The organism is Anaerostipes sp., from assembly GCF_018381315.1.
GTDB lineage: Bacteria > Bacillota > Clostridia > Lachnospirales > Lachnospiraceae > Anaerostipes.
Map to the genome: position 1 here is coordinate 16,270 of NZ_JAGZSD010000025.1, position 26,598 is coordinate 42,867.

25 protein-coding genes are annotated in these 26,598 nt (G+C 46.5%); 4 read left to right on the forward strand and 21 right to left on the reverse strand.

What is annotated here, in order from left to right:
* Nucleotides 1-2: 2 nt before the first annotated feature.
* A complete protein-coding gene (locus KH180_RS15020; RefSeq protein WP_290761722.1) occupies nt 3-872 on the reverse strand; it encodes an aldose 1-epimerase family protein in 870 nt (289 codons plus the stop codon).
* 125 nt (nt 873-997) lie between these two features.
* Between KH180_RS15020 and KH180_RS15025 the strand changes: the two genes are divergently transcribed.
* Nucleotides 998-1,693, forward strand: coding sequence for a GntR family transcriptional regulator (locus KH180_RS15025; RefSeq protein WP_290761724.1), 696 nt, complete (start codon nt 998-1,000; stop codon nt 1,691-1,693).
* A gap of 51 nt (nt 1,694-1,744) precedes the next feature.
* On the opposite strand, the gene KH180_RS15030 is transcribed toward KH180_RS15025, so the two are convergent.
* The 6 genes from KH180_RS15030 to KH180_RS15055 all read right to left on the reverse strand — a co-directional run bounded on the left by KH180_RS15030 (nt 1,745) and on the right by KH180_RS15055 (nt 5,834).
* A complete protein-coding gene (locus KH180_RS15030) occupies nt 1,745-2,095 on the reverse strand; it encodes a PTS glucitol/sorbitol transporter subunit IIA (RefSeq protein ID WP_290761726.1) in 351 nt (116 codons plus the stop codon).
* A 13-nt stretch (nt 2,096-2,108) separates the two neighbouring features.
* On the reverse strand, nt 2,109-2,645 hold the full coding sequence (locus KH180_RS15035) for a PTS sorbitol transporter subunit IIB (RefSeq protein ID WP_290761728.1): 537 nt from the start codon (nt 2,643-2,645) through the stop codon (nt 2,109-2,111).
* A gap of 22 nt (nt 2,646-2,667) precedes the next feature.
* Nucleotides 2,668-3,033: a PTS sorbitol transporter gene (locus KH180_RS15040; protein WP_290761730.1), complete on the reverse strand. Its 366-nt coding sequence runs from the start codon at nt 3,031-3,033 to the stop codon at nt 2,668-2,670.
* Nucleotides 3,034-3,084: 51 nt separating this feature from the next.
* Nucleotides 3,085-3,714 (reverse strand): PTS glucitol/sorbitol transporter subunit IIC, encoded by a 630-nt coding sequence (srlA, locus tag KH180_RS15045; protein ID WP_290761732.1) that lies wholly within the window; start codon nt 3,712-3,714, stop codon nt 3,085-3,087.
* A gap of 164 nt (nt 3,715-3,878) precedes the next feature.
* Nucleotides 3,879-4,907, reverse strand: coding sequence for an iron-containing alcohol dehydrogenase (locus tag KH180_RS15050; RefSeq protein WP_290761734.1), 1,029 nt, complete (start codon nt 4,905-4,907; stop codon nt 3,879-3,881).
* A gap of 189 nt (nt 4,908-5,096) precedes the next feature.
* Nucleotides 5,097-5,834, reverse strand: coding sequence for a glucosamine-6-phosphate deaminase (locus KH180_RS15055; protein ID WP_290761736.1), 738 nt, complete (start codon nt 5,832-5,834; stop codon nt 5,097-5,099).
* Nucleotides 5,835-6,165: 331 nt separating this feature from the next.
* Between KH180_RS15055 and KH180_RS15060 the strand changes: the two genes are divergently transcribed.
* Entirely contained in the window at nt 6,166-6,861 is a 696-nt protein-coding gene (locus KH180_RS15060; protein WP_290761738.1) for a GntR family transcriptional regulator, read from the forward strand.
* A 60-nt stretch (nt 6,862-6,921) separates the two neighbouring features.
* Here KH180_RS15060 and KH180_RS15065 read toward each other — a convergent pair whose 3' ends face one another.
* Nucleotides 6,922-7,308, reverse strand: coding sequence for a transcriptional regulator GutM (locus KH180_RS15065; RefSeq protein WP_290761740.1), 387 nt, complete (start codon nt 7,306-7,308; stop codon nt 6,922-6,924).
* Between the two features lie 279 nt (nt 7,309-7,587).
* On the opposite strand from KH180_RS15065, the gene KH180_RS15070 reads away from it, so the two are divergent.
* On the forward strand, nt 7,588-10,482 hold the full coding sequence (locus KH180_RS15070) for an InlB B-repeat-containing protein (protein ID WP_290761741.1): 2,895 nt from the start codon (nt 7,588-7,590) through the stop codon (nt 10,480-10,482).
* Between the two features lie 67 nt (nt 10,483-10,549).
* On the opposite strand, the gene treC is transcribed toward KH180_RS15070, so the two are convergent.
* Nucleotides 10,550-12,190, reverse strand: a complete 1,641-nt coding sequence (gene treC / locus KH180_RS15075; protein ID WP_290761743.1) for an alpha,alpha-phosphotrehalase — start codon at nt 12,188-12,190, stop codon at nt 10,550-10,552.
* On the reverse strand, nt 12,183-14,084 hold the full coding sequence (gene treP / locus KH180_RS15080; protein ID WP_290761746.1) for a PTS system trehalose-specific EIIBC component: 1,902 nt from the start codon (nt 14,082-14,084) through the stop codon (nt 12,183-12,185). Before treP ends, treC begins: the two co-directional genes overlap by 8 nt.
* Before the next feature lie 162 nt (nt 14,085-14,246).
* On the opposite strand from treP, the gene treR reads away from it, so the two are divergent.
* Nucleotides 14,247-14,969 (forward strand): trehalose operon repressor, encoded by a 723-nt coding sequence (gene treR, locus KH180_RS15085; RefSeq protein WP_290761749.1) that lies wholly within the window; start codon nt 14,247-14,249, stop codon nt 14,967-14,969.
* Nucleotides 14,970-15,043: 74 nt separating this feature from the next.
* On the opposite strand, the gene KH180_RS15090 is transcribed toward treR, so the two are convergent.
* The 11 genes from KH180_RS15090 to KH180_RS15140 form a co-directional block, all read right to left on the reverse strand.
* Complete coding sequence (locus tag KH180_RS15090) at nt 15,044-15,913, reverse strand: helix-turn-helix domain-containing protein (RefSeq protein WP_290761751.1); 870 nt, start codon at nt 15,911-15,913, stop codon at nt 15,044-15,046.
* Between the two features lie 100 nt (nt 15,914-16,013).
* Entirely contained in the window at nt 16,014-16,814 is an 801-nt protein-coding gene (locus tag KH180_RS15095; protein ID WP_290761753.1) for an ATP-binding cassette domain-containing protein, read from the reverse strand.
* Nucleotides 16,815-16,824: 10 nt separating this feature from the next.
* Nucleotides 16,825-18,363 (reverse strand): ABC transporter permease/substrate-binding protein, encoded by a 1,539-nt coding sequence (locus KH180_RS15100; protein WP_290761755.1) that lies wholly within the window; start codon nt 18,361-18,363, stop codon nt 16,825-16,827.
* A gap of 3 nt (nt 18,364-18,366) precedes the next feature.
* Nucleotides 18,367-19,020 carry a 4Fe-4S binding protein gene (locus KH180_RS15105; RefSeq protein ID WP_290761756.1) on the reverse strand — a complete coding sequence of 218 codons (654 nt, stop codon included), beginning with the start codon at nt 19,018-19,020 and terminating at the stop codon, nt 18,367-18,369.
* A 122-nt stretch (nt 19,021-19,142) separates the two neighbouring features.
* Entirely contained in the window at nt 19,143-19,409 is a 267-nt protein-coding gene (locus KH180_RS15110) for a TIGR04076 family protein (RefSeq protein ID WP_290761760.1), read from the reverse strand.
* Entirely contained in the window at nt 19,390-20,226 is an 837-nt protein-coding gene (locus KH180_RS15115) for a pyridoxamine kinase (protein WP_290761762.1), read from the reverse strand. Before KH180_RS15115 ends, KH180_RS15110 begins: the two co-directional genes overlap by 20 nt.
* 15 nt (nt 20,227-20,241) lie before the next feature.
* Nucleotides 20,242-23,439: a hybrid sensor histidine kinase/response regulator gene (locus KH180_RS15120; RefSeq protein ID WP_290761764.1), complete on the reverse strand. Its 3,198-nt coding sequence runs from the start codon at nt 23,437-23,439 to the stop codon at nt 20,242-20,244.
* 89 nt (nt 23,440-23,528) lie between these two features.
* A complete protein-coding gene (locus tag KH180_RS15125; RefSeq protein ID WP_290761766.1) occupies nt 23,529-24,131 on the reverse strand; it encodes a pentapeptide repeat-containing protein in 603 nt (200 codons plus the stop codon).
* A 10-nt stretch (nt 24,132-24,141) separates the two neighbouring features.
* Complete coding sequence (locus tag KH180_RS15130; RefSeq protein WP_290761768.1) at nt 24,142-24,486, reverse strand: TIGR04076 family protein; 345 nt, start codon at nt 24,484-24,486, stop codon at nt 24,142-24,144.
* A gap of 31 nt (nt 24,487-24,517) precedes the next feature.
* Complete coding sequence (locus KH180_RS15135; protein WP_290761770.1) at nt 24,518-25,258, reverse strand: class I SAM-dependent methyltransferase; 741 nt, start codon at nt 25,256-25,258, stop codon at nt 24,518-24,520.
* Nucleotides 25,245-26,399, reverse strand: a complete 1,155-nt coding sequence (locus KH180_RS15140) for a glycerate kinase family protein (RefSeq protein ID WP_290761771.1) — start codon at nt 26,397-26,399, stop codon at nt 25,245-25,247. The genes KH180_RS15135 and KH180_RS15140 overlap by 14 nt, the downstream gene beginning before the upstream one ends.
* Nucleotides 26,400-26,598 lie beyond the last annotated feature (199 nt).

The window sequence follows — 26,598 nt, forward strand, 5'->3', positions numbered from 1 at the left end:
GATCAAAAGATTTCTATTGTATAGGATTTTGTGCAGCTTTCTCCGGCATTTAACGCTTGGATCAGATACTTGTTGCTGATATCTTGTACTCCCTGCCCTGCAAAATCATTGATGCCGCACCATGGTTCAATACACAGATACTCAGCTTCCTCAACATCAGACGGCATAGTCCAGACTGCTGCCGCCGGAAATCCCGGAAAGCTTACTTTCAGGTGGTAGTCTGCCTCGGCACAATCCAAAGTCATGGATGAAATCCCATCCTCAAAGATCAATGCATCCCTGCGGAGCAGATCAGGGCACAGTGCAAGCTCTCCGGCCTGTTTTGCCACAGGATATGTTTCCTTCGTCACCAGCCGGCCTTTCACCCGGTGTGTGTTCAGATCCAAAGCCCTGTCAAAAATCAGACGGTAATCTGAAAGCTTTGTGCCTCCGGCAAACTGAAATCCCGGATGTGCTCCGATGGAATAATACATTATATTGGTCCCGGCATTGAGAATCTTCCATGTGACAGTAAGCTTCTTTCCTTCCAGCCGGTGGGAAACCTGAAGGCAGAAATGATAAGGATAGATTTGATAGGTATCCTCACTGCTCTCAAGCTGCATAACGATCTCACTGCTGCTTCTGTGAACCGGTGTAAAATCCATATCGCGGGCAAAACCATGTGCCCTCATTTTATAAGCTTTCTCTCCTGCAGTATAGGTTTCATCATAGAACCCTCCGATGGAAGGAAACAGGAGAGGGCTGTGCTTAGGCCAGACCGGACCGGCCTTCCAAATATAGTCACGTCCCCTGGTTTTATCATACATTTCACAGAGTTCGCTGCCGTGTTCTTTCACCGAGATCCGGCATACTTCATTCTCTATCTGATACACTTTATTGTTCCTCGCTTTCTTAAAACATCTGGATTTTTGTCGGGGTATATAGTATAATGAAGCGGCAAAAATACGAATAAACCGTATGGTCATCTACACTTTTCTGCTCTATAGGAGGACCTATAATGAATCGAAAATTTATGTCAGTCAAACAATGCATTTTAGATAAAATACATCACATGTCCCCCAATGACAAACTGCCCTCTGAGCGTGATCTGATCGAAGAGTTTGGATTTTCACGCCCGACCATACAGAAGGCACTGTCTGACCTGGAGAACGAAGGGATTATTTACCGCATTCCCCGAAAGGGCTCCTTTGTCTCTGACCGCCGGCTGCGCAAGTCGCTGGATTCTCTCCAGAGCTTCCCGGAAGATCTGCGTTCTTCCGGCGATGTTCCCTCCACCCGTCTGATCGCCTTTGAGATCACAGAGGCATCCGAGGAAGTGGCCGAGAAACTGGAGATGAATGCAGGCGATCCGGTATACTATCTTGTCCGTCTGCGCTATAAAAATGGAGAGCCTATCATATATGACTATTCATATTATGCGCCGTTTTCCATCAAGGGAATCACCTGTGAGGTGCTGGTAGACTCCATCTATGATTTCATCGAGAAAAACGGCATGAAGGTGTCCATGGCCCACAAGACAGTAGATGCCATTCTGCCTCCGAAAGAGATCGCAGAAGCTCTGGGCCTTGAAAGCAACGAACCTGTGATCCGGATCGGAATGGTTGCCTATCTGGCAGACGGCCGGCCATTTGAATACACCATTTCACACAAAAATCCAAAAAAATATCTGTTGGAGATTAACTCCTACCGCTGAAATCCAAGTGTCAATCTTTCTGATTGACACTTTTTTCATTTCTTCACAATCCTATTCAATCACAACACTGTCGCCGACCTGGTATTCCGGATAATCTCCCTTTACATGTACAGTTCCCGGAAGCACCGCCTCTTTGGCTCCGTCAAAGCGCACGGTACAGTGTCCCAGATCTGAAAACGTCTCCGATGCTTTATCTCCTACAGCTGTAACCGGATACGTATTTTTACCGATCGTAAGTACATCTCCCGGGCAGATCGTAATTGTCTCCCGCGGTTCCTTTATGAGCACACTGTAGTCTTCAAGTCCTCCGTTTGCACATTGTCCAAAAAATATCAGCATCTTTTCATCTTTAAAATCGCGGGCCTGTCTGCCGATCCCTGCGATCACTGTTTTAAATTTCATGTATCTTTCCTCCTTAGAATACCAGCTGTCCGATAATCACCGCTATGATGATCTCAACAGGGGCCACAATAAACTTGGAAAACAGGACCGCCGATACTCCTACCTCAACTGTTTCAGGCTCAGCTTCACATAAAGACATTCCTACCGGAATAAAGTCTGCGCCGCAGGGCTGGTGGATTGTAAATACAGTGGGAAGCGCCATAGCAAGCGGCACCGACCCGGTACTGATCAGTCCTCCGATAAGAGCACCGATTACCTGCGGGATCACTGCCCCCGGCCCGATGATCGGGGAGAGCAGCGGAAATGTGATAATCAGTCCCATAATAACCAGACCGAACGGAGATGTTGCCAGCCCGGACAGCGCATTTGCAATAATATTTCCTACCCCGGTCCTTGTGATAAGGGTAAATACCGTGGATACAAAGATCAAAAACGGAATAATAGTCTCAAGGCAGAGCTTAAATGAGTTTCTTGCCGCCTGTACAACCGTCATGACAAATTTGCCGATGGCTGAAGCAACCTTTGTCATAAAAATGGAAACAACTTTCATATTATTTTCTCCTTCCCTCTGGTTAATCCTCTGCCGCAACGTTTTTTACAGTAGAGCCGGACACATAAAGCCCCTCTTTGCAGAATGCACCGAAAGGACCGCTGGGACCTGTTGGATTCAGGTTAATGGTCTTAAGCCCTTTTTTCGGGAACATCCCAAGCCGTAAACTTCCCCCGCAGTTTACGATCACACATGCTGTCTCAGCATCCGGAACCGGCTTGCGGAAGCCGTCAACTGCCTCTCCTCCGATGATTTCTGCTATTTTTTCAGCCAGCGGGTGGATTCCCGCACCCGTCATACATACAATTTTTGTTCTTTTGCCTTCTGCAGTGATTTCCAGCGGAGTTCCGAACCCTCCGCCGCCTTTTGATACAATAGCCTTTGCCATAACTACAAACCTCCTAAATAGATGATACATTTCATATTGTCAGCGTTCTTCTTAACAAGCTTCCCCGTGTTTCCGGGATTCAATCTCGTCCCAGTCAATGCCCTGGCGTTTCGCCATAATGCCATTGACAGTCTCAATGGTCAGTCCGATCAGGGAAGATGTACAGACTCCTACCAGGAATGTGCATACTGCCAGCAGCCCTCCGGCCTGTGTTCCGTACATTTTTACTACACCTTCATATACACCGAGCCACACATACATTTCTGCCGGGTTTACATGAGGGAACAGACACATCATCGGAGCCATATTCGTACGGTTTGCGACCTCAAAAAAAGCCGCCTTGTATTTCTCTTTTAAATAGCGCCCGAATGTAAATACAATAGGGCTTCCAACAAAGAAATTTCCCAAATACGGAAGCACCGTATAACGGGTAAAGAAATTTCCAGTCAGCTTTTGTGCAAATTTGTCGAAACGTTCTTCCCCTACCAGGCTTACGATCGCATTCAGAACAGTCAGTGCAATCAATGCCATTGGAAGGATGCTGTACATGTTGTCAATAAAAGTGGTTCCTGCCGCTTTAAAGAATCCTGTCAGACCTTTTGCAACGGCGACAAATGCGGTGATAATCCCAGGAAGCTGGAACGCTGTCTCATTTGCCACTGATCCGATTTGTAAAAGCATATATTTTCCTCCTTTTGCTTTATGCAGAGAGCCGATGCCCCTGCATTTGTTCCGTTCTCCGGATAGTTCCAAAGAATCAATATCTTTTCATCCAGTGGTTTGCAGGATTTCAAAAATGTTCTGGCAATCTAAGTATGTAAAGCCTGCACACAGTCCAATTCTTTCTAAGTGATATTAAAGTCTTTTTTATATTTTGCAACTGCCATGTCAACCCATTCTTCTGTGATCGGTTTTGCGTTGATGATTGTATAGCGCAGCCCTTCCCGCTCGGTGAATTCACGAAGCGTCAGCAGTCCGGTCCTCAGCTGTTCCTCTGTGATATCCAGACCTTTCAGTGTAACATCGATTCCCAGGCGCTTAAGCATCATGAGAGCCCGTTCATGCTGGTTTTCCTGGAAAAGTGACATAAAATAAACCGTAAGGCCGATGATCTGTCCATGCAGAAACGGCTTCCTGCATACATATTCCATATTGTCGAAGAAAGCATGCTCACTGGCACTTTCCCACATGGTATGGTTCATCTTTGCACTGTGTTCAGCGACCCACCGGAATGCTTCACACATAAAATAAATGCCGTCGTCATTGACTTCGCGGATATTGTCAATATTTTCAGACAGCATACCCAGAAGATACTGTGCACCGTCACAGATTTCCTGAGAATAGGCGTGGCTTTTGGTCACCATGCTGTTCAGTCTCCAGTCGTAGGAAGCCGTCAGGCAGGCCAGCAGATCTCCTGCTCCTGAAATATTTAAGTACTTTGGCGCCCCCTGGATAATGTCAAAATCAATATAAATCGCTTCCGGAAAGATCCGTCCCATATAGGTGACAACACTGTTGACTCTCATGGCAGATTTATAACAAAATGCAGCGTTTACGGACAGCACCGTCGGGACGCTGTGGATTTTCTTTCCCAGGTGCTCTGCCATCCACTTGCCGGCATCGATGGCCATGCCGCCTCCCATTGCAATGACCGCGTCCACACCTTCATATTCTTTTACGTCTTCTTCCAGTGTGGTGACTTCCACGTTTTTTACAATATAAGCTTTATGGTCATTCTTTAATTGATCCTTATATTTCTCATACACAAATCCATCGGCTACAACCAGATAGTTTTTAAGACCTTCTGTCAGTTCCGGCAGCAGATTTCTGCCGTAAACCAAGTGAAACCGGTCTCCAACATGCGGAAACATCATTTTCGTATTCCTCCTTTAAAAACCTGTTGAATGCGGCCATGATATGTGTTACAGTAATTTTAGATATAAGATTTGTATTACTGTGTACATATCATGTTCTGTACAGTGCCTGTCCTAAAGACACTGTATCCTGAAAGCCGGTTCCCGCCGAGGCCTCCCCAAAGGCTTCTGACGGAACCGGTTTTTGTTTTATGCCTGGTATCCAGCCGCAGCCGCAAGCTCTTCATCAATCACGACCGTCACATCTCTGTGCATTTTCAGCATGGTAGCCGGTACTTTACAGGTGACATTATCGTTTGTGAGCAGTTCTTTCATAACCGGTACTTTATTTTCTCCTGTCACGATCATAACTATCTTCTTTGCCTTCATAATATCGCCGATACCCATGGTAATAGATTCGCGCGGCACATCGTCAGGTGAATCAAAGAAACGTGAATTGGCTTTAATTGTGCTCTCATCTAAACTTTCAATATGTACTCCTGCAGTGAGACTTTCCCCCGGCTCATTAAAACCGATATGACCGCTGACTCCCACACCGAGCAGCTGTAAATCTACCATCTTGTCTGCGTACAGCTTTTCATTAAAAAGTTTGATCTCATCCTCTGGTTTGTTCATCCCTGAAGGACAATAAGTTCTCTCCTTGTCAATCTCTACCTGATCAAAAAACCAGCTGTCCATACATTTGCGGTAACTCTGAGGGCTTGTGGGATCCATGCCGATATATTCATCTAAATTAACAGTTGAGATTCCTGAAAAATCAACTTTCCCCTCCTTATAGGCTTCTACTAAAACCGGGTAAACATTTTCTGCTGTGCCGCCGGTTGCAAGTCCCAGCTTTGATTCCGGATCTTTCTTTACCTGTTTGATGATTTCTTCCGCTGCTGTTCTGCAAGATTCGTTATAGTTCTTTGTCACAATAACCTTCATAATGATGTACTCCTTTTCTTTTAATCTTTGATAATATGTTTCTTGGACCTGTCCACAAGTAGATTGTACTACACATGTCCAGATAAAGCAATATCTTTCTTTAAAATTTTTTATAATTATTTTTTGCATTGTATGGTTTATTTCAGATTATATCTTGTATTTTAGCCATTTTATCAAAATCCATATTTATCCTTTTCTTTCCTTGACCTTAAATCAGAATAATGCTATACTATGTTTCAACTGATTCTTTGGACAGTCCAATCTATTCTGGTCATGTCCATATAATCCTTTATATCAGAATATCTTATCATCCTTTTGAGGAGGATCTTAAATGGATAGAAAATTTATGTCAGTCAAACACTGTATTATGGAAAAAATCGATAAAATGTCTCCCAATGACAGACTTCCCTCTGAGCGGGACCTGATCGGAGAGTTCGGTTTTTCCCGTCCTACCATTCAGAAAGCGCTGTCAGAACTGGAGAGCAGCGGGATTATCTACCGGGTCCCCCGGCAAGGCTCCTTTGTCTCTGACCGGCGCCTGCGCAAATCACTGAATAAGCTTAAAAGTTTCCCGGAGGATCTCCGGACCACAGGTGATGTTCCCTCAACACGTCTGCTTTCTTTTGAGATTACACATGCAACAGAAAAGGTAGCTGAAAAATTGAAGATGCATACAGGTGATCCGGTATATTACCTCGTCCGCCTCCGCTGTAAAAACGGTGATCCGATTATCTACGACAATTCCTATTACGCACCGTTTGCCGTCAAAGGCATCACCTGTGAAGTTCTGGCAGATTCCATCTTCAGCTTTATGGAATCAAACGGCATGAAGATTTCAATGGCAGAAGAAACAATCAGTGCTGTAATCCCTCCGAAGGACATTGCCGTATCCTTGGATCTTAAAGACGGAGAACCTGTTATCAAAATTGAGATGGTGACCTATTTGTCAGACGGACGGCCGTTTGAATATACAGTCTCTCATAAAAATCCAAAGAAATACCTGCTGGAACTCCAGTCTTACCGTTAAAAAAGCGGGAAGGAATTCTTCTTCAATGAATTCCTTCCCGCTTTTTTAACAGTTCCGTAACTATTGCTCACTAAGCCCGATTTCTAAGTACTCCGCTGCCATCTGTTTTGCCTGTTCCAGCCTTGTAAGCTTTTTCTTTTTGGACAGATTGTCCATGATCTCTCTATAATTCCTCTCCTTCAGATCAGGATCCTCCTGAAATCCTGAGAAAACTGTATTTCCGCCGGTCTGATAGCCGCACATAATGTTCCCTTCCTTATCTGTGACTAAAACATAAGCACGGTTACCCCTCCAGTGGCGTGCCAGCCCTACGCTGGAAACGGGTCCCGACTTTTTGATCTCTGCAAGCTGCTTATTCAGCCTGTGGATCTGAGGCAGCGCCATCAGCCTGCTCACAGCAGCCATAGCTAAAAACAACAACACAACACCAAATAAATTACCGTTCATAAAGACTTCCTCCTTTTGTTTTCTCAAAGAACCACAGGGGCATATCTGCTCCGCTTTTATGGACATATCCATTGTTTTATCATCTTATGTGATAATTTCACTATTTATATCCTGTCACCACTTTTAAATAGATACCGTAAGAATTTTGGACATGTCCAGCATCTGTCTATATTGTACACGAAGCCGCATCCAAAAGCAACCGCTTTCTGTCAGATTGAAAAATCACATTTGCACCAGTTCCGGCATATATTATAACAGAACGATTTTCGGGTGGACGCAATGACGCAGGTTTCAACACAGCGGGAACTCCAAAATGCACTCAGTGCAAAGGATGATCTTATACAGATAGCCGCCGGCTTTTCCATAGCTTCTCAGATCAGCATAACCTATGAGGTAACCATAGAAAGCCTTACGCCAGACAATATTTTTACTCTCACAAAGGATGCTTCTTATTCCAGCTATCTTTTCCGGATCAGCGGCGGCGGCTCTCTGACCTTTCAGAATATTATCATAGACGGAGACAAATCAGCTCATGATGAGGGCAATACATCCAACCGCTCTCTGGTTTATGTTACAGGGGGCTCCCTCCACCTTGCCGCAGGATCCATTCTTCAAAATAACAATTCTGCATCCCAGGGAGGGGCCGTTAACCTTACAAGCAGCACATCCACGCCAAATACTCTTCTCATGGACGGCACTGCACAGATCCTTGGATGTTATTCTGTCTCAAACGGCGGGGGCATTATGATAAATTCCGTAAATCCACAGGACAGCTGCACCGTCACAGGCCAGGCTCTCATTAAAGGCAGCACTGCAGTCAACGGCGGAGGCATCTTCTGCCGTTCCTATGCAGAGGGTGTGCCTTCCCTGCTTTCCATAGACGGTAAAGCCCATATTGCCAACAACAAAGCTTCAGGCACCGGAGGCGGCATCTGCTTTTCCGGATTCAGAAACGGCGGCACCGTTTCATCCATCCTGACTCTGTCCGGCAGCTGTTTGATTTCAGAAAATCAGGCGGGCAGCGGCGGCGGTATTTACTATTATGCTTCCAATGCAGGTGACCGTCTGAATATAACAGAAAACAGTTCTGTGGCAAAAAATACAGCTCTCCAAAGCGGCGGAGGCATTTTCATGACCATTCCTCTTGGAAGTGGCACACTGGACATCCGCAGTGCATCTGTATCCGGAAATTCCGGAGGCACCGGAGGGGGAGTCTATCTGTTAGCCAATACTGATGCTTCCGTCACAGTTACAGGGGCAAAGCTTGAAAATAACAGTGCTGTCAACGAAAGATCCGGTTCCGGCGGAGGACTCTGGATACAGAATCAGTCCGGCCAGGCCATGACAGATGTTTCGTTTAACAACGTTCAGCTTGTCAAAAACCAGGCATCTGCCGCCGGCGGCGGCATATATCTTGCAGGCGGTTCCGGAACCCTGCATTTCAAGGCGGATGAAACCACCGTCAGAGGCAACCTGGCCTCTGACAGCGGCGGCGGACTTCTTGTGAGCAGTTCCGGCACTGCAGCCTTGGATTTTCACAGGAGTACCGTAAACGGCAATACGGCTGATACTTACGGCGGCGGCATGTACTATGCAAATCTATCAGAAGACACTTCCGCTCACATAGTGATGACCGGTACCACTGTCTCAGAAAACAGCGCAGGCCAGGAAGGCGGCGGTCTCCGTATCGGCTCCAGCGCCGGGACATTGGACACAGTGCTGACAGACTGCATAATTTCTGCAAACACGGCCCTTAAAAACAGCGGCGGCGGCATTTGGAACGGCGGAAGCCATGATACCCTGACCCTTGCCGGATCTACGTCTGTAACTCAAAACAGAACACAGATGGGAAACGGCGGAGGAATTTATTTTAACAGTGACAGCGGTTCCCTCTTTCTCACCGGACAGACGAAAATCACCTATAATCGGGCGGATGAAACATCCAGCACTTTTGGAAATCACGGCGGCGGAATCTGCGCTGTACCCGGCAGACTGACCATTCAGGATGATACTGAAATCGCCTACAACAGCGCTCTTGGCTATGGAGGCGGTGTAAGTGCCGCTGAAAAGACCAGTGTCTCCATGACAGGCGGCAGTATCCATGACAACCGCTCTTCTGAATACGGAGGCGGTGTATGGAATCATGGCGGCAGTATATTTTCGCTGGCCGGCGGCAGTGTGTATCAAAATCAGGCAGAATACGGGGGCGGATTTTATACTGACCTGAGCGGCACGCTTTTGCTTTCTTCCGGCTCAGTCTATGCCAATCACGCTGCCGCAGGAGGCGGCATCTATAATGCATCCTCCTCCAGTACAGCAATTTCGGATTCCTGCCTGATCGGAACAGTGAATCCAAATACCGCTTCTTCCTATGGCCAGGATATCTATAACGAAGGATCTCTGAATGTCCAGGGAGACCGGAAAATCTCCAACGGAGTTTATCTGGATAACCGGTCCGCTGTTGTGAGGATACAGGCAATTTTAACACCCGGCTCCGTCATACAGCTGGAAAACTCCGGGTACGTGGCTCCAAACACCCAAAATGTGCCTATCGTTATAGGAGAAGCCACAGCTTCCTATCCGCTGCTCACGAAGGAGGACGCTGATGCTTTCCGGAAACCTCCTGCCGGTTTCGGCGGATGGGAAATCCGCCTCAGCGAAGACAGCACCCAGGTTCTTCTGGCACCTGTGAATTATGCCATCCGGTATGAGAATCTAATGGGAGCACAGAATACAAATCCGGTATTTTATACGGTAAATACCCCGGATATCCACTTAAGTGCACCTGGCCCGGTTTCCGGCTATCGTTTCCTGGGATGGTTTGATGCATCTTCCGGCGGCAGCCGCATCACCGTAATCTCCCAGGGAAGCACAGGAGATCTTACTCTGTATGCCCGCTGGGAAGCAGTAAGTTTTTATACAGCCACTTATCATGGAAATGAGTCCTGCCGTCCGGTGGCCCACTGTATTCCATGGCCGGTAACTGTGGAAGAAGGCAGCAGTTTCCTCATATCCAGACAGCGTCCGGTAAGAAAAGGATACCGCTTTCTGGGCTGGAATACAGATCCCTGCGGCAGCGGCATTTCCTATCTGCCGGGTATGCCCGTTCCCGGCATACATGCAGATCTGAACCTCTATGCCATATGGAAAAAATGCTGTTCCTTCTGTCTCTGATTCAGGATGCTGAAAAGGGACCTCAAACGAATAAACTTCGTGCGGGTCCCTTTTCTTATAAACAGGATCATTTTTCTATTGCTGCTGTTTCATATGGCCTCAGTTTCAAACCTTCCTCTCCTATAGAGGGCTCTGAATAGTTTCCAAGAACAAGCCGATACCCATCAGCTCTGTTTTCTATGGGCAGAAGAATTTCTTTATCTGTCAGATTGTGAAAGGCAAAAATTTCTTCCCTTTCGTTATAACGTTTGTAGGCAATCACATCCGGATTTTCTCTGAAAAGGAATTCGATCCTCCCATCTGCAATTACAGGCCTTTCCTTCCGCAGCCGGATTAATTTCCGGTAAAAGTTATACACAGAATCCGGGGCTTTTCTTTCTGCCTCTGCATTAATCTTATAAAAATTTTCCGGAACAGAGATCCACGGTTCACATTTGGAAAATCCGGCATACTTTTTATCGGACCACTGCATAGGTGTTCTGCTGTTATCCCGGGATCTTGCACTTAAGACTTCCAGCGCCTCCTGTTCTGTTTTTCCCTGTTCTCTCATGATCTGATAGTAGTTCAGGCTTTCCACATCCCGATACTGTCCGATTTCCTGATATCCCGGATTTGTCATGCCGATCTCTTCTCCCTGGTAAATATAAGGGGTCCCCCGGAGCAGATGAATACAGGAAGCAAGCATTTTAGCAGACTCTTTCCAATACTTTCTGTCATCTCCCAATCTGGAAACAATCCGGGGCTGGTCATGGTTGCACCAGAACACAGCATTCCATCCGTCATGCTCCTGCATGCTCAGCTGCCAGTCTTCCAAAAGCTGTTTCAGTTTCAAAAGGTCCGGCTCCATAAGTTCCCACTTATTTCCGTCCTTATAATCAATCTTTAGATGGTGGAAGTTAAAACACATGGACAGCTCTTTCTCCTCCGGCTTCGAGTATCTGATGCAGTTCTCAATATCGGTTGAGGACATTTCGCCCACAGTAACCATATCCTCAATGCCGGTATCCCTCACCAGTTCCTTTAAAAACTCGTGTACATGAGGACCGTCTGTATAAAACCTGCGCCCGTCTCCCTGCAGATCATTTTCAAAAATCTCCGGTTTAGAGATTAAATTCACTACATCAAACCGGAATCCTTTAATCCCTTTGTCCTTCCAAAAACGGATCACATTCTTTAACTCATCCCGCACCTTAGGATTGTTCCAATTCAGGTCAGCCTGGGTTTTATCAAACAGATGGAGATACCATTTTTTTAATTCCGGAAGGTATTCCCATGCAGGGCCTCCGAATTTGGAAATCCAGTTGGCAGGCGGCATATCCGGTTCTCCATCTTTGAATATATAATAATCCATGTATTCCGGATCTCCTGAAGCCGCCCGGCGAAACCACTCATGGTCGGTGGATGTGTGATTAAACACCATATCAAACATCAGGCTGATGCCCCTTTGTCCTGCTTCCCTTATAAGCTCCTCTAAGTCTTTCATAGACCCGAACAGCGGATCAATACTGTAATAATCTGAAATATCATAACCGTTGTCATTTTGCGGAGAAGTAAAGAATGGGGTCAGCCAGATAATATCCGTTCCCAGTTCCTGCAGGTAATCCAGCTTTTCTGTGACTCCTTTTAAGTCTCCGAATCCGTCATTGTTGGAATCTTTAAAAGATTTCAGATAAATCTGGTAGATCACCTTATCCTTAAACTCAGTCATTTTCAGTCCCTCCTGTATTTTCATATGAAACAATCACTGTCTCTCCGGCTTTTGCCTTCATTCCTGTATAGATCTCCAGTTTTTTTGTATTCCCCTGTTCCGGCATTACACAGATAACTGCATCAGAGTATCCTGCCTTTTTGATCTTCTCCCGGTCAAATCTGATCAGGGGCTGCCCGGCTTTCACCTGCTCACCCTGAGCAGCCATATATTCAAAGCCGTCACCTCCCATAGCAACGGTATCAATTCCAATATGAATCAGAATCTCCATGCCGTTTTCCAGAGAAATACCGCAGGCATGCCTGGACTCTTCCATTAAAACAGATATCCTGCCTGCTGCCGGTGCATATACAATCTCTTCCTCCGGAAGGACCGCCAGTCCCTCTCCCATAACTCCCTCTGAAAAAACGCCGTCCTTCACATCTTTAAGAGGAATAACTTCTCCGCTTACAAAGGCCTTTAAATCTGATGGCATTTCCTTCCCGATTCCTTTTTTCTTTCCCACAATAACAGTCAGAATAAAAGGTATCACAACTGCCGCCGCCATGCCTGCTGCAAAGGAAATCATAGAAGCCGGTTTGATGGATAAAATACCCGGAATTCCTCCCACCCCGATAGCATTTGCTGCTGTACCGGTGGCCACACTGATAACCGCAGCACAGGAGGATCCGATCATCCCGCATACAAACGGAAATACATATTTCAGATTGACACCGAAAATGGCAGGTTCCGTGACACCCAAATAACAGGATACACACGCCGGAACATTGACCTCCTGGGCATCTGCTTTCTTTCTCTGAAGGAAACACATTGCCAGAACAGCAGATCCCTGTGCAATATTGGACAGGGCGATCATAGGCCACAGCATCGTCCCCTTATAATCTGCAATCAGCTGCAGATCAATGGCATTGGTCATATGGTGCAGCCCGGTGATCACAAGCGGTGCATAGACGAATCCAAAAACTGCACCAAAAACAACTTTAAAGGAGCCTGTGATCCCTGCATATACAACGCTTGAAATGGCAGATCCTATTTTCCATCCGATCGGTCCGAGAATAAAATGGGCTGCAATTACAGAGAGTACCAGACTGAAGAACGGGACAACAATCATCGATACGACCTGCGGCGTGATCTTTCTGAAAAACCGTTCCAGATAAACCAGGGTCAGGGCCGCAAGAATCGCAGGAAGAACCTGTGCCTGATATCCGATCATATCTACCCTGAAAAACCCAAAATCCCAAAAAGGAATATCTGCTGCTGCAGTTGTGGCCACAGAGTATGCATTCAAAAGCTGCCCGGACACAAGAGTTAAACCGAGGACAATACCAAGCATCTGCGTTGTCCCCATCTTCTTTGTAACAGACCAGCAGATACCCACAGGAAGCATATGAAATACCGCTTCGCCGATCAGCCAGAGAAAACTGTCAATTCCTTTCCAGAACTGACTGATATCACAGAGGGTCTTCGTGCCGTTTTCAAACAGATACATACTGTCAATGCAGTTTCTGAACCCAAGAATCAAACCTCCCACAATGATGGCCGGGATCAGCGGTGCAAAGATCTCTGCCACCACGGCCACGCCTCTCTGAAGCAGATTCTGGTTTTTCCTGGCCGCCTGTTTCACTGAGTCTTTGGATACCCCTTCAATTCCTGCTTCCTCAGTAAAATCCTTATAAAACTCTGAGACCGTGTTTCCGATGATGACTTGGAACTGCCCTGCCTGCGTAAAAGTTCCTTTCACCGTTTTCATAGCCTCGATGTTTGTTATGTCCGCTTTTTCCGGGTCATTCAGTACAAATCTCATACGTGTCACACAGTGGGTGACAGCCGCTATATTGGACTTTCCTCCCACCAGCCGGAGAAGCTCTTCTGCATCCTGTGAATACTTACCCATTTCCTTTCCTCCTACAATTCATACTTGTTTAAACAAGTTCCATGTTTTATTTATACCACACTTGTTTAAACAAGTCAATGGTATTTTCCATTTTTCTCGTTTGACATACCGCAGGGATTGTCTATAATAGTGTTAGATGTTTAAACAAGCAGGGGGATTGTCATGCCAAAATCAAAGTTTGAGTCTATTTTCAAAGATTTAAAAGAAAAAATAGAAACACAGCAGTACGCTTATCAGGAGCTGCTTCCGTCAGAAAATGCTATGGTAGATATCTACAGCTGCTCCCGCAACACCGTCCGGCGGGCAGTGAAGCTCCTGGCCGATTCAGGTTATGTGCAGTCACTGCACGGAAAAGGAGTCCGCGTTATCTATCAGCCGGTGGATCAGACTTCTTTCACCATCGGAGGAATTGAATCCTTTAAAGAGTCTGCGGTCCGCAACCACAGAAATGCCTCTACCAAGGCTGTGCTTTTTACAGAGCTTGTTTCTGATGAAAGAATCTCCAAAAAAACGGGCTTTTTAGAGGGGAGTGAGCTTTACTATATTCAGCGGATCCGGTATCTGGATGGAAAGGCTCTGATTCTGGATGTAAACATGTTTCTGAAATCAGCGGTTCCCGGACTCACCAAGGAAATTGCAGAACATTCTGTCTATGACTATATTGAAAAAGAACTGGGCATGCAGATCGTCACAAGCAAACGGAAAATGACGGTGGAGCGCAGCACCCAGATTGATGAGAAATATATGGAATTGGGAGATTACCACTGTCTGGCCGTCATTACCAGCCAGACCTTCAATGCGGACGGAGTCATGTTTGAGTATACCCAGTCCAGACACCGCCCGGACTACTTCTGCTTCCAGGATACGGCAGTGAGAAAGCGTTGAAAACTACATGTTGGGAGAACTTTCCTATGTAATAAAAGAGAGATTCTGAATTAGAAATTCAGAATCTCTCTTTATCATTCCATGATCTTCGCCCACAGCTCAATATAACAGTCATCCTGCATCGGCCTGAAATACTTCTGGACCAGAATCGGTTCCGGCACCATGCCTTTGCTTGGAAGCCAGACATCATATAAATACCGGCTGGCCTTATACAATGCCTCTGATACCAGAGACTCAAAATCCTCTGCCTCATAAGTACAGACAATATAGTTTCCCTCAGGCATAGTTCTTGTTTCCGGTCCCTGGGCACCTTCGGGCTTTTCTGTACCGACAAAATAATCAAAATACTCCGGATCTTCACCCGGCGTCAAAATATCCGCATGTTCCCTGCTGCTGTTTTGGTCTTCCGGCAGCTGTTTCCATAATTCAGTCAGCAGATTGATCTTTGGTTCACCCAGTTCTTTCACCGATGCCATCCTGCTCTTTCCGGTAAATATAATATCCTGCTCCAGTCTCTGCTCCCGGATTTCCAGAACCATCTGGTCCACTGCCAGAGGAACCCCGGTTTCTGCCAGTGTGTGGTTCAACCTCAGGTCTGGCTTTACAAAAATATCCAGCGTTATATCATTCCTGCGGTATTCATCCGGAGTGACACCATAGGTCTCCCGGAAAGCCCTGGTCAGGCTGCTGTGGCTTAAAAATCCACAGTCCAGGGCCACATCAAGAATCGTCCGTCCCGGTTTCCTCAGTTCCTTTGCCGCCTTAGCAAGACGTCTCAGCCTGAGATATTCACAGACATTTTTACGGACCAGACGGAAAAACAGCCTCTGGTAGTAATACTTGGACAAATGTGCTTCTGCTGCCAATGCATCCACCGTCACTTCTTCTGCGCAGTGTTCCTCAATATAATCCAGTGTCGCCTGGACCGCTTCCCATGCGTACATAATTTTTTCCTCCTTGATCTTTCTTTGATAAAATAAGTTTAGAGGATTCTGAAACGTTATGCTTGCCCGGGAATGCCCTGTTGACAGCGTAGGAATCTTCTCACAGGATCCGGCCCGCAGCTCCGCTGTGTCCGCAGTCGGCCAGCCGGCTGTCCGGAAGAGTACACACTCTCCTCTCTTTTTCCACCAGCCTGCCCACAAAATCAGTGGCCGGAGCCCTCAAAAGTTCTCCCGGCTCTGCATACTGCTGGATCTTTCCTTTGTCCATAACCAGCACTTTTGTACCCAGCTTCAGGGCCTCAGAAATATCGTGGGTAACAAACATCACAGTAATCCCCGTTTTTTCATAAATCTGCTTAAGCTCCGTCTGCAGCTGGCTCCTGGTAATCTCATCCACCGCTCCGAACGGCTCATCCATCAAAAGAATATCAGGTGATGCAGCCAAGGCTCTTGCGATTCCCACCCTCTGCTGCTGCCCGCCGGAAAGTTCCGCCGGATACCTCTCCTTCATATCCTCATCGAGGCCCACAATGCCCATCCACTTTTCCACCGCTTTTTTTGTGCGCTCCTTATCCTTTTTGTTGAGCAGGTCGGGAACATAAGAAATGTTCTGTTCCACAGTCATATGCGGGAACAGGACACTTCCCTGGATTGCATAGCCGATATTCCTTCTGAGGCTGATCATATCCAGCTCAGAGATATCCCGCCCCTCTACAAAGATCCTGCCTCCGTCCGGTACCACAAGACCGTTTACCATTTTTAAAACCGTGGTCTTGCCGCAGCCTGAGGATCCTATAACGGTCACAAACTCGCCCCGCTGTACTGTGAGGTCAAACCCTTCTATAACCATCTTTTCCCCATACACTTTTTTTATTTGACTGAATTGAATTGCTGCGTCCATATGGCCCTCCTCACTTTAACAGCCCTTTGCTCTTAAGGAAATCTTTTGCCGCTTCTTTCGGCTCTTTTTCTTTTGTCTCTACTTCATAGTTGATCTTTGCCATCACATCGTCAGACAGAATCCCATCCAGTTTTTGAAACACTTCTTTCAGCTCCGGATGCTCCTTCAGCACATCGTTTCTTACTACATTCCCGCAGGAATAAGAAGGATAAAAGTTCTTGTCATCTTTTAAGACCGTCACGTCAGATACACTCAGCTGGCCGTCTGTAGTAAAAATAATCATGACATCAATCTTCTTCTGTGCCATAGCCTTATATTTCAGGCCGATATCCATATCCACCGTCTTTTTAAACTTCATTCCGTAAGTCTTGCAGAGAGCATCGTAACCGTCCTCCCGCTCAAAAAAGTCGTATTCAGCCCCGAACGTCAGCTGTGATGACACAGCCTTTAAGTCTGAATTCGTCTTCAAATGATATTTTTCAGCAATCTCCCGCCGCACCGCCAGACCGTATGTGTTGTTAAATCCATACATTCCAAGCCACTGCATACGGCATTTGTCATTATAGCCGCTCTTCAGCTGGGGAAACATATCTTCCGTATATACACCGCTTTTTTTCAGCACCATATTCCATCCGGTCCCTGTGTACTCCGGATAGATATCAAATTCTCCTTTTTCCATGGCCGGCTGAATGTTGGATGTACCGCCTCCCACACCCTGGGTCAATTCTGCCTTCAGGCCTGTATCCTGCTCGATGAGAATACTCAGCATCTCACCCAGCACATACTGCTCTGTCATAGGCTTTGTGGCGATGTGTACGGTATCTTTTTTCCTCTGACCGAACAAAGATACAGCCGTCATGGAGACCAAAGCTGCAAGGACCAGGAGCAGCAAAATTCTGTTTGTCTTCTTTGCTCTTTTATCTCTGGTCTTCATCCGCCTTTCTGCAAATCCCAGAATGAGATCCATAACCAGTGCCAAAAGAGCAATCAAAAGGCTGCCTGCCATGGTCATGGCCGGATTATTTGTGGTGATTCCCCTGTATATGGCCACTCCCAGGCCTCCTGCCCCTATAAAGGATGCAATACCGGTAAGGGCAATGGTCATGGTCACCATATTTCTGATCCCTGACATAATAACCGGCATGGCAAGAGGCAGTTTGATCTTAAATAAGATCTGCGCCCTGGTGCTTCCCATCCCTTTGGCCGCTTCCAGGATTCCTTCATCTATGTGGCTCATTCCTGTATGGGTATTTCTGACCATCGGAAGCAGCGCATAAACCGTCAGTGCAATCACCGCTGTGGCATTTCCGATGCCGGAGAACGGAATCAAAAATCCCAGCATGGAAATAGACGGAATTGTATAAAGAAAATTAATCAGTCCCAGCGCCGGCTTGGCATACCTCTGATACTCACTGATCAGAATGCCTACGATCCCTCCGAAAAGTATGGCAATAAAAATCGCAATCAGCGAAATCTCCAAATGTTCCAAAGCCAGACTCAGGAAAAACCCTCTTCGTTGTGTAAGTACAGTCCACATTTGCTGCAGCATAGATTATCCTTCCTTCCTTTGAATTGCCCCTGCAGGACACTGTTCTTCACACAGCCCGCAGTGCAGGCAGTGTTCTGCCTGTATCTCAAACGGCTCACCTTCCCTGATGCACTGCGAAGGACACGCTTCTTTACATGCCCCGCAGCCTGTGCAGGAATCCGTGATGCAGAAACCTTTGTCCTCTTTTGTCATCGTTCCTATGGCAAACTGCTCTCTGTAAACAGGATTTCTGCCCAGGTCAAAAAATTCCAGCTGTGCGTCCTCTATACAGAAAGCTTCCAGAATATAACGCTTTTTCTCAGGATAAAGCTCCTTCATGGAAGGATTCTCATCAAAGATCCTGTCAATCCACATCGTTTGGTCTGTCAGTCTTTTTACCGGCCCGGACAGACGGATCATCTGATACTCCCTGTTCATGCCGGTAACCGCTGTATATTTCTCTGCTGTCAGCTGTCGGTAAAAGTCTTTCCCTCTTGCAGTACAAAAATACAGCTTTTCTTCCTCCACAAGCATAACATCGATAATACGTACCCGGGGACGGCCATGTTCATCTACTGTGGCAAACGCCGCATCTTTTATTTTTCTTAATAGTGCAAGGCAGTCTTTTGCTGTCATCTGTTTATCCTCCTGTTCTAAAATCAATCCTGAAATTATCATAAGCCTGCAATCTCCAAACGTAAAGTACGCACAAAAAAGTTGCCTGGGCACCAGGAAGATACCCGGTTTCTTTCAGATACTGTAAAAGGAGCGGCTAACTTCTGCAAATTAACCGCTCCTTTTTATTCCTCACTGATTACTTCTGCTTTAAATACATTGATCGTATCTGCATCCGGACAGCAGAATACTGCCGTTTTCTCAGGCTGTCCCGGGATGGATCCTCCGTACCTCAAAATGTCAACATACGGAAAAGCCACATGCATGGCCATGGGACAGAGACTGCCCCTCTCCGTATCAAAATCAAAACTGTCTCCGATGCTGTGGCCCCGGTGGCAGCCTTTATTTCCTTTTCTGTCAATCAGTGTAATGTTAATCTTGGGACGACTCAAAATTCAGCACCTCCAGATTTTTCTCGATAGGGATCCCCTTGAACTTATCCGCGGTATCTTTGTTTAAAAGGATCAGCTGCCTCACTGCGGACATGGCTCTTTTCACAGCCTTCTCAAGAGGGATCTGGTTCAGCACCTGGCTTACAAGAATCGCAGAGAAAATGTCCCCGGTTCCCGGGAAACGGACAGGAACACATTCAAACGGAATCTTTGAGACCGTCTCTGTCTTATCATCATAGACAAACACAAAATCCCCGTGTTTTGTCTTTACACTTGTGATGACCACAGATTTTGCTCCGAGCATGCGCAGCCTTTTAAGCAGTTCTTCTGCCTCCTGGTCCGACACAACTTCCTTTTCCTGATAAATATCAGCCAAAAATGCCGCTTCTGTCAGATTGGGCACGATCACGTCAGCCAGAGAACAGAGATCTCTCATATACCCTATGGTTCTGCTGTCGATGCCGTTATAAAGCTTTCCTTCATCCCCCATGATGGGATCTGCAAAGATCCAGGTTCCTCTCTTTTTCTGCTCCCTTAAGTATCCGCAGATCAGCTTTCCCTGCTCTTCTGAGACAATAAATCCTGTACAGACAGCATCAAAGGAAAAGTTCAGCTCTTCCCAGACATTTAATGTCTGCCTCATATAATCAGTCGTCTCTAAGATCTCAAACCTTCCGTAATCCAGAGTATTAGATACAAGAGCCGTGGGAAGGCTGTACAGATTCAGCCCTGCATGGGTCATCACCGGAAGCATGGCAGACAATGCCACCTTGCCGTATCCGGCCATATCATTGATTAAAAGTATTTGATCTTTCATTTCGTTCCTCTGCTTTCATAGCTTCATATTCTTTTCCAAAACCTTGATCAGCAGTCCGTAATCAATCGGTTTTGATACATGGTCATTCATTCCGGCCGCCAGCGCCTTTGCCATGTCCTCTGCAAACGCATTGGCTGTCAGTGCAATAATCGGTATTGTCCCAGACTGGGGATGACTGCTTCTCCTGATTTCTTTTGAGGCTGTGTATCCGTCCATAACCGGCATCTGCAGATCCATCAGCACCGCATGATAATATCCGGGTTCAGAGTCCGTAAACATTTCCAAAGCCTGTCTGCCGTTCTCAGCCTTATCCACAAGAAACCCTGCCTCCGTCAGGATCGTCTCTGCAATTTCCATATTCAGCTCATTGTCTTCCACCAAAAGGAGCTGTTTTCCTTTCAGTTTTTCCAGGGTCCGTACCCCCTCCTGTGTATCCCCGTAGGAATCAAGGCCTGACATTCTGTGTTCCACGACCTGATCCGGATCAGCAATCTTAAGATTCAGTGTCACGATAAAACGGCTTCCTTCACCCTTTTTACTCTCCACCTGAATATTTCCGTTCATGGCGGAGACGATTCCGTGGGCAATCGACATGCCAAGTCCCGTTCCCTGTACATTGCGGGCTTTGGAATCATCAGCTCTGGAAAACGGTACAAAGATATAACTCAGGAACTCTTCATCCATACCGATTCCGTTGTCCTCCACTGTAAAAACAAAGCTGGCATGTCCCGGAAAGCGTCCTGAGACTTCCTGTACCGTGACAGTGATCCTGCCGCCTTCCGAAGTGTACTTGACAGCATTTGTGATAAGATTGATCAGAACCTGGCGAAGCCTTCCCGCATCTCCTTCCAGATTTACGTGAACAAGATCTTTTGTTTTAAACAGCAGTTCATGTTCTTTTTTCAAAGCCTCAGGACGGGTAATGGAGTTGATGTCCGTGATCAGTTCCCTCATGCAGAACGGCCCTTCCGTCAGTTCAATCTTGCCTTTCTCAATCTTTGACATATCCAGGATCTCATCGATCAGGTCCAGCAGATGCCTGCTTGACATATCAATTTTTTCAAGACAGTCTTTTACCTTCTCCGGTTCACCGATCCTGGATGCGGCAATCGAAGACATTCCAATGATTGCATTCATGGGAGTCCGTATGTCATGTGACATCTGAGCGAGAAAACTGCTTTTTGCTTCATTTGCATTTTTAGCGGCCTCATAAGCTGCCAGCAATGCCTTTTTGTTCCGTTCCTCCTGCTCCTTTTCCTCTTCCACACTGTGGGCAGCCAGGATCACCTTCACCGGCACTCCATTCCTGCTTTCCGCCAGAATCACATGCATCCGCATCCATCCATAGCATCCGTCATAATTTCTTCTGAATTCCTGGGCATAGATCGTCTCCCCTGCACCTACCCTTTTCTGAATGGACTCAATGGAAAGCTCCCGGGCAAACTTCTCCTTCTCTTTTTCATGAATCAAAGCCATATAGGCTGATTTGAGCATATGATAACTGTCGCTGCCCTTCAGATAATCCTCCAGATCTTTTCTGATTCGGAAAGACTGAAATGTGCCTTCAGTGAGATCTACATAAAAAACAGAGTGATAGAAGGAGGAAAGCCCCTTGATGATATTTCTTGATTCGAAATAGAGCTTTTTCTGTTTCTCTTCTTCCATTTCCACCATCTTCTGTTCATTGATATTCATATTGGCAAAAACGACCTTGGTTACCGTCCCGTCCCGCATTTCCCCAATACTGAAGCGGGAACGCACCCAGCTGATCCGGTCCGGATAAACTCTCCGAAAATCCACATCATAGACCGGCTGATCCGCCGAAAGAGTCCGCCTGAGAAAATCAGGATTCCCTGCTCTGCGCATCTTTTCCTGATCTTCCTCATAAACGTGCTCACATATAAACTTTTCGTAATACAGGCTGAGACTTCCTTTTGGAAACTCTCTGCGCCTGTAAATATCAGCTTCCTGCCAGATGGCCTCTTCTATGTCATTTTCCAAATCAAACAAATAAATAGAATAATAACACTCACATAGATTGGACAGCACATTTTCTCTCAGCTGCGACTCCCTCTTGTCATCAATACAGCGGAGAGTCAGCAGGATATGCTCTTCCCGGTTCTGCTGGATGCACGCAGAATAATAATCATAGTAATGAAGATTCCCCCCGTCATCAGCAACTCTCAGTACTCCTTCCAGATAACTTTTTTTCCGGTAACTCTGCTTATCAAAAATCTGATCCAGCAGTTCCCTGTCTTCCAGAGGCATCTTCTGCTTCATCCTGCTCTGGAAATCCCCGAATGTCCCATGGCTTTCAAGACAAATCAGGTCTTCTGACCCATGGATACAGCTGTACTCTGATTTCCTCAGATCCGCACTGATGACCAGCTGATAGATCTGGGATACCGCAACCTGAGCAGTCCTTGCGTTGATCCTGGCCTCCATCTCCTTATCCTGCTCATCAAAAGCCACGATCACCCACGGAAATTCCTCAGAATAACCTGCTGACGGCACAATTTTAATTCTTTTCCAGTCTCCGGTTCTGCTGCGGTAAAATTCTTCAATCTGTGTCTCTCCTTCAAGAATCCGTTCTTTTATGTAATGGCTTTTCACAATATTGGAAATCGTCTTCTCATACCTGTATGACGCCTCATTGGCAGCATAACAGCAGAAAAACTCTTCATAGTCTGAAAACATCTGTGTAAAAAGCCGGAAAGAGTCTGATGTCTTAATCGTCTTATACGTCCTGTCCTGCACATTGCACAGAAAAATGCCGGTATAGCTGTCACTGAGGGACTGAATCACCGCATCATACTCCTGTTTGAGCATAACTGTGTTGGTGATATTCTGGTGATACCCCCTCAGGCGCACTCCCTGTTTATAATTCCAGTCCCGGACTCCCCCGCAGCGTACATAAATACGTCCCCATTTTGGATGTTCCCAGGGATACTGTACTTCTGCCTGTTCATCCTTTATCATTTTTTCCACTCCGGACTCAATGATCGGATAATAATCATCCTCAATGCGGTCATACCATTCCTGATAGCATTGTTCCGGCGCAGGCTCCGATTCAAACCCCAGCAGCCCGAGCATAGAGCTGTCGGCGTACATTCTCGGCTCTTGGCCATCATCTAATTCAATTACCCAAAGCCCTGTCTGGGCCTGGCGCAGAATCTCCTGAAGTTTCTGCGTGTCTCTGAAATGGTCAAGCATATCTTTTTCCTTTCCTAAATAAGGTGAACTTTGTCATAAATAAGTATATCATGATTTATGACGGATGCCTAATTGCTTTGTAACAAAAATCAGATAATTTTGACGCCTAAAAACCGCACAAGATCCATAGCCTGCCACGGGCTGATTTTCAGTCCGTACAGCTCCCGAAAGCTGTCTGATATCATTATCCCCTCAATATTGCTGTCAGACAGGTCAATGCCATCCAGCTTTGTCTTAAAAAAGTCTGTTTTGGACAGATTGACTTTCTCAAACTTTACTTTTTTAAACTTTACTTCCGCCAAAAATGCTTCACAAAAATCGCATCCTCTGAGCCTGCAGCTGTCCCAGAGTGTCCCCTCATAGTTTGCATAGTGGTAACATCCTTCCTCAATCAGGGTTCTGCGGAATGTACTCTGGCTGAAGTCCCCTCCGTCCCCCTTGCATCCCAATATTTCCGTGTCTTTAAAATAGCAGGACTGAAATCTGCAGTTGGAAAAGTCACAGTTCAAAAATTTCACATGATAAAACATAGAACCGCTGAAATCACAGGCCGTAAACCTGCATTTTTTAAAAGTAACATGATCCAGTTCAATCTTTATGGAGCTGTCCGGACACAAGACTTCTCCCTCGTAGTTTTTCTGTACCAGCGGCTCTTCCTCCTCATCCGCTCTTCTTATATCCTCTTCCAGCATCCTGATCCCCCTAACGTACCGGTTCGTAATCTAATTCTGATTCTTCTTTTGTTGCCTCCAATTTAAATATGACAGGCCGCAGTCCGTCGTTGCAGCTTACAACAGCCACACCGGGCTTCCTGATCCAGTCGCCGTAATAAAACAGGCCCTCCCCGGCACCATGCGATAAGGCAAACACATACTGGTAAATGGCTTTCCAGGCTTCATCACACAGCCCGTCAGGCTTTGCGTAGTCCGCATAGAATACCTGGCCTTCCTTCATCATCGGACAGGCCGTGAGCCCCTCTGCGCCGTATTCTTTGGCTAAGTCTTCATGAAACAGTGTCTTTAATACCGTAATCTTTACTTTTTTCATACAATACCCTCCTGTCAATGGTTATGGATACTTACTGTCTGCTGTCTTTTTCTGCGGCTACGATCAGCATCATCGGACGCCGCATCTCATCCTGCATACCCGGAAGATCCATCATTTCCTCTGTCGGCTTTGGTTCTATAATATGCCGCAGCACAAAGCCGCAGCAAAGCAGTGTATTCAGGTATCCAGTCAGTGTTCTGTGGTATTTTACCACCTGTTCTCCGAGAAAGACTGCATCCCTTTTTCCCTCATAAAAATACCGGTCTACGGGAAAATGAAGAATCTCTCCATTTTTATCGTAATACCAGTCCTGGGTCCCATATGCAGTAAAGACCGGATGTTCTGCCGAAAATACAAACTGTCCGCCGGGTACTGTCCATTGGCTGATCTTTTCTGCCAGAGCCTCAAAGTCTTTCACATAATGAAATGCCAGGGAACTGATGACTGCGTCAAAAGAATCCTTTGGAAATTCTAAATCTTCCATAGCACAGCGGCGGTACTCAATCTTTGCATGACTGTTTTTCTCTTTGGCTGTCTCCAGCATTTTCTTAGATATATCGATACCTACAACGGATTCTGCTCCGTGTTCAGCCGCATACATACAGTGCCATCCGTATCCGCAGCCCAGATCCAGCACCCTTTTTCCTGAGAAATCGGGCAGCACCTTCTGAAGCTCAGACCATTCGCCTGCACCTTTGAGTCCTTTTTTTGAACGGTCCATCTCACTGTATTTCTTAAAAAATTTATCACTGTCATATTTATTTTCTTTCATGATTTTCTCTGCACCTCCACAGCCGCATGACCTGCTCCACTGCAGCCGTCATATTTTTCTTTGCATTTTCAGTCTCCATTGCTGTCTCTATAGATGATGCCTCTCTTAAAATGGGGAAAAATGCATCAATTCCATGCCTGTTGCATTCTGAGGCATCGTCTGCTGCACACCCTGCAAAAGCAACGACAGGCTTTCCATACTTTTTTGCCAGCTTTGCCACTCCAGCCGGAGCTTTTCCCATTACAGTCTGGGCATCCAGCCGTCCTTCTCCGGTGATGACCAGATCTGCCTTCCGGATATATTGTTCCAGTTCTGTTTCTTTCAGGACGATGGTAATTCCTGATTCCAAAACTGCATTTGTAAATGTGAGAAATGCAAATCCCAGCCCTCCGGCGGCCCCTGTTCCCGGCTGTGAAGGATCGGCCCTGACAAACGTTTCCCCTGCCAGATCAGCATAATGCTTCAGCCATTGATCCATAGCTTTAATCATAGAGGGATCTGCCCCCTTCTGCGGCCCGAACACCGCACTGCATCCCTGATCCCCGCACAAAGGATTGGTCACGTCACAGGCTATTTGGAATTCACATTCCTTTAACTCCGGCAGAACCCGGGCATCCGAAATGGATTCCAGTTCTGAAAGCCCTTTGGCTCCCGGCGAAACCTGTTCTCCCCGGCCGTTTAAAAATCCATACCCCAACGCCTGCAGCATACCGATCCCGCCGTCATTGGTGGCACTTCCTCCTATCCCCACAATAAACCGGCGGCACCCCTTTGATATGGCATCCCTGATCACTTCTCCTACGCCATAGGTTGTTGTAAACAGCGGATTTCTCTCCTTTTCCGAAATCAGAGTGATCCCTGCTGCACCGGACATCTCAAGGACAGCCGTACCTGACTTTTCTATAATTCCATAACAGCACTCCACAGGACGTCCAAGAGGTCCCGTAACCGTGATCTTTTCCCTTCTGCCTCCCATTCCGCAGACAAGTGCTTCCACTGTACCTTCTCCGCCGTCCGCAAGGGGCCGGACCCATACATCTGCCTCCGGATACACCCTCAAAATGCCATCCAAAACAGCTTTTCCTGCCTGCGCCGAAGTCAGGCTTCCTTTCAAAGAATCCACTGCCACTGCTACTTTCAACTGCCCTCGCCTCCTGTCAAATAGAAAAATTTATGATAATATCTCATCTCGATTATACATGATCGTACACAGCACGTCCATTCAAAGGATTTGAAATACAATGACATTTTGACCAGTTCTCCGGCTTGCTGTCTCAGGAATGTAAGATTTTCTAACTTTCAGCAAAGTCTCTCCGGCGGCCCGTTCGGAACTCGCTGAC